The 12,926-nt window shown below is 45.1% G+C and carries 9 protein-coding genes and 1 pseudogene; 6 read left to right on the top strand and 4 right to left on the bottom strand.

The genetic code is table 11. The features are described from left to right. Positions 1 to 3: 3 nt before the first annotated feature. The 4 genes from aceE to ampD form a co-directional block, all read right to left on the bottom strand. Complete coding sequence (aceE, locus tag CFF01_RS16830) at positions 4 to 2,670, bottom strand: pyruvate dehydrogenase (acetyl-transferring), homodimeric type (RefSeq protein WP_033540797.1); 2,667 nt, start codon at positions 2,668 to 2,670, stop codon at positions 4 to 6. A 70-nt stretch (positions 2,671 to 2,740) separates the two neighbouring features. After that, positions 2,741 to 3,493 carry a pyruvate dehydrogenase complex transcriptional repressor PdhR gene (gene pdhR / locus CFF01_RS16835; RefSeq protein WP_033540798.1) on the bottom strand — a complete coding sequence of 251 codons (753 nt, stop codon included), beginning with the start codon at positions 3,491 to 3,493 and terminating at the stop codon, positions 2,741 to 2,743. A 250-nt stretch (positions 3,494 to 3,743) separates the two neighbouring features. Continuing rightward, on the bottom strand, positions 3,744 to 4,595 hold the full coding sequence (ampE, locus tag CFF01_RS16840; protein ID WP_088905553.1) for a beta-lactamase regulator AmpE: 852 nt from the start codon (positions 4,593 to 4,595) through the stop codon (positions 3,744 to 3,746). Between the two features lie 31 nt (positions 4,596 to 4,626). Further along, complete coding sequence (ampD, locus tag CFF01_RS16845; protein ID WP_033540800.1) at positions 4,627 to 5,178, bottom strand: 1,6-anhydro-N-acetylmuramyl-L-alanine amidase AmpD; 552 nt, start codon at positions 5,176 to 5,178, stop codon at positions 4,627 to 4,629. 277 nt (positions 5,179 to 5,455) lie between these two features. Here ampD and nadC point away from each other — a divergent pair, with 277 nt between their 5' ends. From nadC to CFF01_RS16875, 6 genes and pseudogenes are all read left to right on the top strand, one after another. Continuing rightward, entirely contained in the window at positions 5,456 to 6,334 is an 879-nt protein-coding gene (gene nadC / locus CFF01_RS16850) for a carboxylating nicotinate-nucleotide diphosphorylase (RefSeq protein ID WP_088905554.1), read from the top strand. A gap of 46 nt (positions 6,335 to 6,380) precedes the next feature. Next, the gene (locus CFF01_RS16855; RefSeq protein ID WP_088905555.1) at positions 6,381 to 8,060 is read left to right on the top strand and encodes a PglL family O-oligosaccharyltransferase; all 1,680 of its coding nucleotides are present in this window, start codon (positions 6,381 to 6,383) and stop codon (positions 8,058 to 8,060) included. Between the two features lie 425 nt (positions 8,061 to 8,485). Next, positions 8,486 to 8,603: pseudogene (locus CFF01_RS19225) on the top strand (prepilin-type N-terminal cleavage/methylation domain-containing protein); the annotation flags it as partial. A gap of 293 nt (positions 8,604 to 8,896) precedes the next feature. After that, positions 8,897 to 10,603 (top strand): type IV-A pilus assembly ATPase PilB, encoded by a 1,707-nt coding sequence (pilB, locus tag CFF01_RS16865; protein WP_088905557.1) that lies wholly within the window; start codon positions 8,897 to 8,899, stop codon positions 10,601 to 10,603. 88 nt (positions 10,604 to 10,691) lie between these two features. Beyond that, positions 10,692 to 11,957, top strand: coding sequence for a type II secretion system F family protein (locus tag CFF01_RS16870; protein ID WP_088905558.1), 1,266 nt, complete (start codon positions 10,692 to 10,694; stop codon positions 11,955 to 11,957). Positions 11,958 to 12,004: 47 nt separating this feature from the next. After that, the gene (locus CFF01_RS16875; RefSeq protein WP_088905559.1) at positions 12,005 to 12,916 is read left to right on the top strand and encodes a prepilin peptidase; all 912 of its coding nucleotides are present in this window, start codon (positions 12,005 to 12,007) and stop codon (positions 12,914 to 12,916) included. Positions 12,917 to 12,926 lie beyond the last annotated feature (10 nt).

The following is a 12,926-nucleotide window of genomic DNA, read 5'->3' on the forward strand; positions in this document are numbered from 1 at the left end:
CCCTTACGCGAACTGTGGGTTAATCTTGTCTGCATCGATGCCGTATTCGGCAATCGCCTTAGCAAGCACTTCGACAGGCAGTTCATTGCGGTCAACCAGCGACTTAAGCGCGGCGATCACGATGAACTTAGCATCCACTTCGAAGTGGTGACGCAGATTTTCGCGACTGTCACTGCGGCCGAAACCGTCAGTACCCAACACCTTGTAGTCGGTAGGAACATAAGCACGTAGCTGCTCGCCATATATCTTCATATAGTCGGTGGCAACAACGGCTGGTGAATCGCTAGAAAGCACTTGGCTGATATAAGCCTGCTTAGGCGTCTCAGTTGGGTGCAGCATGTTGTAACGCTCTGCCGCCTGACCATCACGAGTCAGCTCGTTGAAGCTGGTCACGCTAAATACATCAGATGAGATACCGAAGTCTTTCGCCAATGCCTGCGCCGCCTTGCGAACTTGCTCAAGGATGGTGCCACAGCCCATCAGCTGTACCTTACCTTTGCCGCTGCCTGATACAGACTCAAGCTTGTAGATACCTTTAACTATGCCTTCCTCAGCGCCTTCTGGCATCTCAGGTTGAACATAGTTTTCGTTCATAGTGGTCAGGTAGTAGAAGATATCTTCTTGGTTTTCGCCGTACATGCGACGGATACCATCTTGAACGATAACCGCAATCTCATAACCATAAGTTGGGTCATAAGAGATACAGTTTGGAATCGTGTTCGCCAATACATGGCTGTGACCATCCTGATGCTGCAGACCTTCACCGTTCAGGGTCGTACGACCTGACGTACCACCGACCATGAAGCCACGGGCTCGCATGTCACCTGCCGCCCATGCCATGTCGCCAATACGTTGGAAACCAAACATAGAGTAGTAGATGTAGAATGGGATCATTGGCGTATCGTTAACCGAGTAACTGGTCGCCGCAGACACCCATGAAGACATTGCGCCAAGCTCGTTGATACCTTCTTGCAGCACCTGACCCGACTTATCTTCACGGTAGTAAGCCACCTGATCCGAATCTTGTGGCACGTACTTTTGCCCTTCATGGGCATAGATACCCACCTGACGGAACAGGCCTTCCATACCGAAGGTACGCGCTTCATCAGGAATGATAGGGACAATGTTTTTACCTATCTTCTTATCTTTTAGTAGTGCAGTCAGGATACGTACAAACGCCATGGTGCTAGAGATCTCACGACCATTAGATCCTTTCAGGATAGAGTCAAAAATCTTCAGTGATGGCACTTCCAGATCTTCAGAGAACTTCTCGCGGCGAGCCGGCATAGAACCATGCAACTCAGCGCGACGCTCAAGAAGATACTTCACCTCTTCCGAGTCTGGACCTGGGTGATAGAATGGGATCTCTTCTAGCTTGTCATCCGGAATTGGGATGTTAAAGCGATCGCGGAAGTAACGTACGGCGCTGATATCCATCTTCTTGACGTTATGCGCAATGTTCTTACCTTCACCGGCATCACCCAAACCATAACCTTTAACGGTTTTCGCCAGGATAACGGTTGGACGACCCTTAGTGTTTTTCGCGTGTTGTAGCGCGGCATAGATCTTAACCGGATCATGGCCACCACGGTTTAGACGCCAGATATCATCATCTGACATGTTGGCAACCATTTCAGCCGTCTCTGGGTACTTACCGAAGAAGTGTTCACGGGTATAAGCACCACCTTTGGCTTTACAGTTTTGGTATTCACCATCAACGGTTTCTTCCATCAGCTGCAGTAGCTTACCGCTGGTGTCACGAGCCAATAGTGGATCCCAGTAACGACCCCAGATAACCTTAACCACTTCCCAGCCTGCGCCGCGGAATTCACCTTCAAGCTCTTGAATGATCTTGCCGTTACCACGTACAGGGCCGTCGAGACGCTGTAGGTTACAGTTGATCACGAACACTAGGTTATCCAGCTCTTCACGTGCAGCCAGGCCGATAGCACCTAGTGCCTCAGGCTCATCACACTCACCATCGCCAAGGAAACAGTAAACGGTTTGCTCAGAACAATCTTTCAGACCACGGTCAGTCAGGTACTTAAGGAAACGTGCCTGATAGATAGCTTGAATCGGACCCAGACCCATAGATACCGTTGGGAACTGCCAGTAATCAGGCATCAACTTAGGATGTGGGTATGAAGAGAGACCCTTACCGTCTACTTCCTGGCGGAAGTTAGCCATTTGATCTTCGGTTAAACGGCCCTCAAGGAAAGAACGCGCATAGATACCTGGGGCGATATGACCCTGGAAATAGACTAAGTCACCGCCATCTTTCTCGTTTGGTGCACGGAAGAAGTGGTTGAAACAAACGTCATAAATTGTCGCACTAGAGGCAAAACTCGAAATGTGACCACCCAGCTCAAGATCTTTCTTCGATCCACGAAGCACCATAGCGAGGGCATTCCAACGAATGATAGCGCGAATACGACGCTCCATCTCTTGGTTACCAGGCATATGTGGCTCTTGGCCCGCTGGAATAGTGTTCAAATACGCAGTCGTTGCTTTATAAGGCAGATGAGTACCGTTACGACGAGCCTTGTCGATAAGTTTCTCTAAGAGATAGTGAGCACGCTCTGGGCCTTCTTGCTCTAACACGGCTTGTAATGAATCGACCCACTCTTGAGTCTCTAACGGATCTAAATCTTGTAGCATATGTTCAGACATTTCGCAGTCCTTCCCTATATACATTAATTGTATGAGTTGAATAGTAAAAAGTGGCGACTAGACCATTGGTCTATGCGCCACTCTTCAAACGGCGCAGACTACGCTGCAACCGGCTATCTTCTTCCCTCACAGACAACATCACTTCCTCAATGTAGCTTAAGTGCTCGTTTGAGGCTTCTCTTGCTGCTTCAGGGTCACGGCGTACAATGGCGGCAAGCAGATCTTGCCTATGTTCGTTCGCCATCTTAGAGGCATCGGTTCTACGCCTTAGCAACTCTAAGTTTTGCGCCACATTCTTATGCAGCACGGGAGTTAAACTTAATACCAAATGCAGCATGGCCACGTTATGAGACGCTTCGGCAATGGCGCGATAAAAGCACACAATCGCCTCGGCCTTAGTCTCTATGTCAGAGGCGGCTTCAACTGCTTGGATTTTTTGTTTGATGTTTTGCATGTCCGCGTCGGTTCCCCGAAGCGCCGCAAAATAGGCCATCATGCCTTCAGTGGCGTGACGAAACTCGAGTAAGTCGTATTGACTCTCAGAATCGCTGTGCATCAGCTCCACAATAGGATCAGCAAGACTCTGCCAAAGTTGCTCTTTGACATAGGTGCCACCGCCCTGACGACGCAGCAGCAGGCCCTTTGCTTCTAACTTTTGAATTGCTTCACGAAGAGATGGTCGAGAGACTTCAAATTGCAGTGCCAATTCACGCTCTGGTGGTAACTTCTGACCCGGTTGCAGACTTCCTTCGAGGATCATCTGCTCCAACTGATTCATGATCACATCAGAAATTTTTGGCTGGTTAATTTTGCTATAAGCCATATGGCCCTCAGCTCCTATTGTAAATTGGTCTTACCAATTTAATTGACTGAGCGCACTTTATCAAATCACATTTCAGATGTCTAGTTCGTGATCCGCTTCATGTAAACTCACAATTTGTGAGAATAGCTTATTTTTACGTATAAGGGGTCTGACCTTTGCCCCACGTTTAGTGAGGCAAGATCTCAATCAGTCTACAAGCTGTTTGCAGCCCTAGTTGGAGCATCAGCCTTTTGCTTATACCACGACTTACTTATACCACGACCCCAAAGATAGTCAGTAAAGAGAGACCTATCACGAGTAAGATAAAGTTACGCTTACTCAACTGTAGCAAAGAGATGGTGGATTGGACGCAAATTGGCGTAGGTGAATTAAATTCAATGGTCTCCGCGGCCTGAGCAACTTCAGAGATCACCTCTCTCGCCGGGCAGCGCCAACACAGCGCCTGTTGACGCCAGCGAGCAAATGCCAACGTAAAATGGCCGCTGAGTACATAACCCAGCGCGATTAAGCGACTCGGCAACCAATCTAACAACATCAAGGCCGTATCCACTAAAGGCAACTCTGCCCCGCGGCTCTTAGCATCATCGGAGAAATAACGCACTGTGCAGTAAAGCACTGCCCCAGCAGGCCCGAAGAAAATAAGGTATAGGGCCACGGCGCCATAGAAGCGGTAGTTGAGCCAGGCTACGGTTTGCCCCACCTTTTCGCCTAAATCTTGCTCAGATACGGCATTGAGGGACACATAAGGATCGAGTTCATCAGCAAAATGGTAACAGGCCTGAGCATCACCCCGGCAAGCCGCCTGAATATATTGCTTAAAGATCTGCCGCTGCTTAAGGTGGCTGAAACATAAAATAGAAACACTTACCCAGAGTGCAAGACTCAGTAGCCCCCAGAACATACCAGCAACAAACCAAGCCAGTACCTGCACCGCTATGGCGGGTAAAATCAGGGCGATAGCCATCATAAGATCATTGGCCAACTGCTTACGGCCAAAGAAACTCTTAGCATATAATGCCAATAAGGTTTCCAGCTGCCACGCTTGGGGGAGTAGCTTGAGACGCTCAATCATGATCGCCATCAACAAAGAAAACAGTGCCATCTACAATTCCCTCTCCTAACTTGTTAGCTTGCTATATTTGTTCATCCGTTAAACTGGCGCGATATCTCTGCCAATCGAAACTTTCACCGGGATCGGTTTTGCGACCGGGTGCAATGTCACTATGGCCGACGATCATATCTTTATTGAGCATAGGATATGCCTCAAACAAGACCAAGGTTAATTGTCTAAGCCGCTCATACTGCGCATCGGTATAGGCAATGCTGTCGGTTCCCTCAAGTTCCACCCCGATCGCAAAGTCATTACAACCGCTTCGACCCGCGAACTGAGATAGCCCAGCATGCCAGGCGCGGTCATTACAGCTGACATACTGCACTAACTCCCCATCACGGCGAATCAAAAAGTGCGCCGACACCTCAAGCCCTTGAAGATCACAAAAGCTTTCATCTGCCTGGCTATCTAAACAGCCTTGAAACAGCTGATCGATATAGGGCAAGCCAAACTGGCCAGCTGGCAAACTGATATTGTGGATCACCAACAAGCTGACCTCACCGCAGGGCCGCTCGTTAAAATGGGGCGAGATACATTTTCGGCATTGCTCAACCCAGCCATTATCTAACGTCATTACAGCCACAGGCTAATCTACCTCCAAATAATATCAAGCCTTTAGCACTTTAACTCACTTTGGCTCAAGGCCGCCAGTAGCTCCCCACAGCAAAATACAAATCGACACATGGTCAGCTGACATTAGGAGAGAAATATCCCTGCTTTTTCAATTAGGGATTTGTTACTATTAACGGCATATAGTTAAGTGTTTGCGGCCATTAGATCACGACCGATACCCTATTGGTCATTTAAAGAGCGACTCACGGAGCGCCGCACACAGTCATGAGGATAGAAAGATGCTGGAAAATGACATTAGACTGGCAGTCAAAATCGCACTTGAAGAAGATTTAGGTTTTCAGGCCGATAGCAATCTTACCGCCGATGAAAAATTAAGCCTGGATATCACAGCGCAGCTTATTCCTAGCGATAAGTATGCAACAGCCACCCTAATCACCCGAGAGGAAGGGGTATTTTGTGGCAAAGCCTGGGCCGAGCAGGTCTTTAATCAGTTAGGTGGTGAAGTTGCCCTGCACTGGCATGTGGACGATGGCGACCTTGTACTTCCTAATCAGGTATTGTGCGAAATGTCAGGCTCAGCCCGCGCTATTTTGACCGGCGAGCGTAGCGCGATGAACTTTATCCAAACGCTTTCAGGTGTTGCCACCCTAACTAAGCTCTATGTCGATAGACTGGCCGGCACTCACTGCAAACTGTTAGATACCCGCAAAACGATCCCCGGTCTGCGCACCGCGCAAAAGTATGCCGTTACTTGTGGCGGCGGTAAGAATCATCGTATAGGCCTGTTCGATGCCTTCCTTATTAAGGAAAACCACATCATGGCCAGCGGCTCCATCGCCTCAGCGGTTAGCGCTGCCCGTCAATTGGCCAGTGATAAGCTAGTTGAAGTCGAAGTTGAAACGATTGATGAACTCAAGCAGGCTCTCGATGCCGGTGCAGATATCGTCATGCTCGATAATTTTGACGTCACCATGATGATTGAGGCTGTAGAGCTCAACAATAGCTATAGCGAAAACCAACGCGTTAAGCTCGAAGTCTCAGGAAACGTGACATTAGACACCATCTCTGACTTTGCCAAGACAGGAATCGACTACATCTCAGTTGGCGCCCTAACCAAACACGTCAAAGCGCTAGATTTGTCTTTGAGATTGAGATAAGGCATAAACGAGCTAGCCCCTACTAATCCATTCAAAAGGAACTTGCATGACAACTGCAACCCAACGCTATTTCTATATTGTCTTTGCACTATTGTTTGCAGTTGGCATGCATTATTATCAATATAACTTCGGTGGTTTTGGATTACAGTTACCATTCAACCTTATAGCATGGTCGTTGCTATCTATTTTAATAGGTATATCCCTATGGAATATATCATTAACCAAAAAAATAATATATTCAAATTTATTAGTGGCGACATTAATTTTTGCTGCCACTCTCTTTATACCCCCCCTATATAACAACAATGATTTAATCAATGTAAGTAGCGGACGACTATTAGGACTAATAGGTGGCGCACTATTTCTTTTCTGTTTGTACCAAATCAACCTCAATAGAAAAACAACAAGCAACTTAGCATCATGGATAATAATTGCTGTCCTCATAGAGTCAATTATTGCTATTTATCAAAAATATTTTGCATTCATAGAACCTGTAGGAGTATTTCAACAACGAAATGTAGCATCAACTTTCTTTGTCTCAGGAATTGCTCTATGTGCCTACTTAATAGCAAAAATTGACGAAAATCAGCCTAAACACCAAGCTCTAATTTATTTAACATCTTACCTTGCAGCATGGGTTGTTATTTTAATCGGCTCAAAAACAGCAACTATATCTCTTTTCATTGTCTTAGCTTCAACAGCACCATTACTGTATAAAAGGTCACCCACCAATTCTTTGAGACTTTGGTACTTTTTCTTAATAGCAGGACTATCAACGCCCTTACTGGCAAACATTGCTGACCATAACTTTGTCCCACGAGAAATAGTGGATCACCATAGACCTGCCATTTACTCAATCTCCTATCATATTTTTAACACGAACTGGCTTGCCGGCACAGGGTACGGTAGTTTTGAGAGTGTTTTCTTAAAAGCTCAGGCCAATTACCACAATTTCGTAAACATTAATCTACCATGGGTATACAATCTTGAGCATCCACATAACGAAATATTACTTTGGGCAATAGAGGGAGGTGTTCTTACAACTATTTCAATATTTGCCTACCTGACATTCGTATTAATCAAGTTAGCGAATCGGGGATGGAGGGAACTACTTTTCTATTTCGGAATACTATTCCCCATTTCGTTCCATACACAAACAGAATTACCTTTTTACCATGCCGCCATATTATGGATAAGCTTACTAACATGCCTATATATCATGGATAGAGAAGCACCACACAAAAGTATAAGAATTTACAAAACAAAATTACACTTCACACCCAAAATAGCTGCAATTATAATCCCACTTATTGTTTGTTCCTTCATGATGACAGGTATTTATAATGTCACCATGATCAATAAATATGCAAAATCTGAAATTAGTCAAGAAGAATTAGCATCATCAATAGTAAACACTTACCAATTATCACCTAATTTACGCTTCGAACTACTTATAAAACCAATTCTATTAGCAAATACCAAAGAATCAACTCTAGAGTTTATATCTAAGACAGAGGCCCTATTAAAAGCACACCCGAGAGAAAAGTTTTACCAAGCATTGATTGAGGCGTATTACAAATCAAGCAATTTTACCAAATTGAAGTTGACATGTCAGGAGCTATACAAACTATACCCTCCGCAAGCAAAGAATGGTAAGGTGCAGGAACTGCAACTGCCGCTTAACGACATTACCGCTCAAATGTGTAACCTCAAGAACTTCAGCTGAAAAGCATCTGGGCATGGCATTTTATTGACACCAAGTCAAAATCACATCAAAAAACAAAAAATGTCAAAAAAATGTTATACACAAATATCACACAAACTTAGCTTTCTTAGAAAATTTCAAATTATTAGCACTTTATACGGCTTCAGCTATTTCATTTTTGCTAACTATGTATTAACTTTCTCCATAGGCAATAGCTGTATCGGAGTCTCTATGTGATGCTTGTTGCACCGACGAAAGAGAGTCGAGCATTTGTGACATAAATTCCCGATACGAAAAGCTGTGTAGTCTACAACCAGCTAGTCACTCGTTTTAACTTGATGTCTGCTGTCATAACTAGTAAACAACCTAACATCTATAATGATTTTGTTAAATGTTCCACTATACTATTACGGACAGACTATATTGTATGTTTTGGAGAGCAAAATATGAAAGGCACTAAACTTAACCACGCCAAAGGTTTCACCCTCATTGAATTAATGATTGTGGTTGCAATCATTGGTATTTTGGCAGCGATAGCGCTACCCGCATATCAAGACTACACACAAAAAAGTGCTGAAAGAGCATGTTTGAGTGAAATGAAAGCCTACGGTAATGTTGTTATGGTTGCATTACATGAAAGTGGAGCTTCCGCTGCTGCTGCTATTGGAGTACCGAATTCAGCATGTTCAGCCATATCCGGGAGCTTAACAATTGGCTCACAATTAACCGGAACACCTCAAGCGCCTGGTGTTACTCAGCAAACCATCGTTTTAGGAACAACAAATAATCCATAATTAAGTTGCCGCTTAGTGTTTCTTTAGGCATTAAGCGGCAGCAACATTAAATAAGTACAAAGAATGCCATCAACAGGCTTACATCTAGGACTATCAACTTTATTTATTCGTAAAGGTCTCCTTAGCGAAGAACAGTTAGCTGATGCAATATCACGGTCACGTCAAAACAAACAATCTCTAGTAAGCACAATAGTTTCAATTAAAATGCTATCAGCTAGAGAGGTTGCCGAGCTTTGCTATGAAGAATACGGAACACCTCTGCTAGATCTCAGTGAGTTCGATATAAGTAGTATCCCTGAAGACTTTCTCAACAGAAAACTCATCGAGAAGCACAGGTGTCTTCCGCTATTCAAAAGAGGCAACCGCCTCTATATTGGCACTTCAGATCCAACTAACATCGCAGCCTTAGAAGACTTTCAATTCAGCGCCGGTCTGCATGCTGAAGCAATACTCGTTGAAGATGATAAACTTACTATTGCCTTAGAGAAAGTCCTCGAAGAAGATCTCTCGGCTCTCGATTTAGATGGTATAGATGAAGAATCACTCTCCAGCATTGAGGTTACCGATACAGACAAGCGCCAGGAAGAACAAGGCGATGCTAGTGATGACGCACCTATTGTCATCTACATTAATAAGATTCTCACTGACGCTATACGTAAAGGTGCGTCTGATTTACATTTTGAGCCCTATGAGAAACGCTACCGTATTCGTTTTCGTATCGATGGAATTTTACATGAAGTCTCTGAACCACCGGTGAATTTAGCTGGCCGTATCTCAGCTCGCCTTAAGGTGATGTCAAAGCTAGATATAGCCGAACGCCGCGTCCCTCAAGATGGCCGCATCAAGATGAAGCTGTCTCGCACTAAATCTATCGATTTTCGTGTCAGCACACTGCCCACTATCTGGGGCGAAAAGATCGTAATGCGTATCTTGGACTCCTCTTCTGCCCAGCTCGGTATCGAAAAGCTCGGCTATGAAGATGACCAACGCAAGCTTTATGAAAAGATGTTGGCAAAGCCTCAAGGAATGATCTTGGTAACCGGCCCTACAGGCTCGGGGAAAACAGTTTCCCTTTATACAGGCCTTAACATTCTCAATACCGAAGAGCGCAATATCTCAACCGCTGAAGATCCTGTTGAAATTAACTTAGAAGGCGTCAATCAGGTTCATATTAACTTGAAGGCAGGACTTACCTTTGCCTCTGCTCTACGCTCATTCCTGCGCCAAGATCCAGATGTGGTCATGGTGGGTGAGATCCGAGACTTGGAAACCGCAGAAATTGCAATCAAAGCAGCGCAAACCGGCCACTTAGTGCTATCTACCCTGCATACTAACTCAGCTGCCGAAACGCTAACTCGTCTGATAAACATGGGTGTGCCTGGTTACAACATTGCCAGCTCTGTTAACCTGATTATTGCCCAGCGTCTTGCCAGAAGGCTTTGCACCGAATGCCGTCAGCCCGAAGAAGTCCCAGAGCACGAACTACTCAGATTAGGCTTTACTCAAGCACAAATTGACGAAGGCTTTACCGTATACAAACCTGTTGGCTGTGACCTTTGCTCTGGCGGTTATAAGGGACGAGTCGGTATCTATGAAGTAATGAAGATGTCAGATGAGATTGCCCGTACTATTATGGAAGGAGGCAACTCGTTACAAATCGCTAATCAGGCCAAAGAACAAGGCATGCGAGATCTGAGAGATTCTGGCCTACGCAAGGTCATTGCAGGCGTAACCAGTATCGCCGAAATAAACCGCGTCACCAGTTTTTAAAGTGCATAAGCGTAAGTCGTAGGCAAAAGCTGGCATCTTTTTAACTTACAGCTGATAACTTAATACTTTTCCCAAGAAAGGATTTTACATGGCAACCGCATCTCTAGCAAAGACGGCAAACAGAAAGCAAAAAGCAGCCAAAGCACAGCCCAAAGTCATTACCTTTCAGTGGAAAGGTACTAACCGTGACGGCAAAAAAACCAGTGGAGAATTGCGCGGCACCTCGTCGGCAGAAATTAAGGCGCAGCTAAAATCCCAAGGGGTTAATCCTAAGGTCGTTAAGAAAAAGGCCGAGCCTCTATTCAAAAGCGATCCTAAGATTAAGGCCATGGACATTGCCATGATTACTCGCCAGATAGCAACCATGCTGGCTGCTGGCGTCCCAATCGTAACCACCTTAGAGATGTTAGGCCGCGGCCATGAAAAACCAAAGATGCGTGAGTTGCTTGGAACCATTGTTACCGATGTACAATCAGGTATTCCACTATCAGATTCACTAAGACCACACAGACAATATTTCGATGACCTATACGTTGATTTGGTTGCCGCTGGTGAGCACTCTGGCTCACTTGACGCTGTATTCGACAGAATTGCAACCTATCGCGAAAAGGCTGAGGCTCTTAAATCAAAAATTAAAAAAGCATTATTTTACCCCGCTGCGGTAGTCGTTGTTGCAATTGCTGTAACGAGCTTACTATTGCTTTTTGTTGTACCTCAGTTCGAAAGTATTTTTGAAGGATTTGGAGCTGAATTACCAGCATTCACTCAATTAATTATTGGTATATCGAGATGGTTGCAAGCGTCTTGGTATATTTTCTTATTTGCTATCGTCATAGGTATCTGGCTATTTAAGAGAGCTCATCTAAAATCCCAAAACTTCCGTAATAAAGTAGATGAACTAATACTCAAAATGCCTATTATTGGAGATATTCTCCATAAAGGTGCAATGGCTCGTTTTGCTCGTACCTTGGCAACCACCTTCGCAGCAGGTGTCCCTTTGATTGATGGCCTCGAATCCGCTGCAGGGGCATCGGGCAATTATGTGTACCGAAGTGCACTGTTGAAAGTGCGAACAGAGGTCATGTCTGGCATGCAGATGAACGTTGCTATGCGTACAATAGGACTATTCCCCGACATGCTTATTCAGATGGTGATGATTGGTGAGGAATCCGGCGGACTCGATGAGATGCTTAACAAGGTCGCCAACATCTATGAGATGCAGGTTGACGATGCGGTGGATGCATTATCTAGCCTCATAGAACCTATTATGATGGTAGTAATTGGTACTCTTGTTGGCGGCCTCATCGTTGGTATGTATCTGCCTATCTTCCAGCTCGGTAATGTCGTTGGCTAAGGCTACGGCAACCAACTACTTTCTAATAACAAGAATAAGCATTTTCAATGACTGATTTTATCCAATTAATGGCTCAGTATCCTTTACTGTTTGCCGCCATTTCTTTTGTTTTCGCCGCAACGATTGGCAGCTTTTTAAATGTTGTGATTCACCGCCTTCCGGTAATGATGAAAAGGGAATGGCAGCAAGAGTGCAATCAGTATCTCGATGAATACCATAAATCCACTATCAAGGGGATTGAAAAGAAGTTAGCTCAGCCAATTGATGATTACCCTGAAAAATATAACCTCATCGTCCCAGGCTCTGCTTGTCCTAAATGCAAAACCAATATTAAGCCTTGGCACAACTTGCCCATTTTTGGTTGGTTAATGCTCGGCGGGAAATGTGCTAATTGTAAAACCAACATATCTGCCAGATACCCTATTATTGAAGCCATTACAGGGCTTGCTGTTGCCTATCTCGCCTATTACTTTGGCCCTAGCTGGCAATTTGCCTTTGCGACCATACTCACATTTGGGCTGATAGCCTTAACTGGCATAGATCTCGATGAGATGTTGCTACCCGATCAGATCACCCTGCCACTCTTATGGCTTGGCCTTCTCATTAACCTTGATAGCACCTTTGTCTCGCTAAGCGATGCAGTGATTGGTGCAGCGGCAGGTTACATGAGCCTCTGGTGCGTCTTCTGGGGCTTCAAGCTGCTGACAGGTAAAGAAGGTATGGGCTATGGCGACTTTAAACTACTGGCCGTGTTTGGCGCTTGGTTTGGCTGGCAGTTACTTCCCCTGATCATCCTACTCTCGTCTGTTGTCGGCGCCCTCGTTGGATTACTTCTTATCGTCAATAAGAAGATCAACTCAGGCAACCCCATTCCATTTGGGCCCTATATTGCGTTAGCAGGCTGGATAGCCATGATCTGGGGAGAGAAAATCACTAACTGGTACCTCTCCACCCTTTAAACATCAACAA

This window comes from Shewanella marisflavi, from assembly GCF_002215585.1.
In the GTDB taxonomy this organism is placed as follows: Bacteria; Pseudomonadota; Gammaproteobacteria; order Enterobacterales; family Shewanellaceae; genus Shewanella; species Shewanella marisflavi.

Bases quoted from the DNA above. Each gene is read 5' to 3' on its own strand.
- aceE (WP_033540797.1), bottom strand. From the start codon at position 2,670: ATGTCTGAACATATGCTACAAGATTTAGATCCGTTAGAGACTCAAGAG.
- pdhR (WP_033540798.1), bottom strand. From the start codon at position 3,493: ATGGCTTATAGCAAAATTAACCAGCCAAAAATTTCTGATGTGATCATG.
- ampE (WP_088905553.1), bottom strand. From the start codon at position 4,595: ATGGCACTGTTTTCTTTGTTGATGGCGATCATGATTGAGCGTCTCAAG.
- CFF01_RS16875 (WP_088905559.1), top strand. From the start codon at position 12,005: ATGACTGATTTTATCCAATTAATGGCTCAGTATCCTTTACTGTTTGCC.
- nadC (WP_088905554.1), top strand. From the start codon at position 5,456: ATGCTGGAAAATGACATTAGACTGGCAGTCAAAATCGCACTTGAAGAA.
- CFF01_RS16870 (WP_088905558.1), top strand. From the start codon at position 10,692: ATGGCAACCGCATCTCTAGCAAAGACGGCAAACAGAAAGCAAAAAGCA.
- ampD (WP_033540800.1), bottom strand. From the start codon at position 5,178: ATGACGTTAGATAATGGCTGGGTTGAGCAATGCCGAAAATGTATCTCG.
- pilB (WP_088905557.1), top strand. From the start codon at position 8,897: ATGCCATCAACAGGCTTACATCTAGGACTATCAACTTTATTTATTCGT.
- CFF01_RS16855 (WP_088905555.1), top strand. From the start codon at position 6,381: ATGACAACTGCAACCCAACGCTATTTCTATATTGTCTTTGCACTATTG.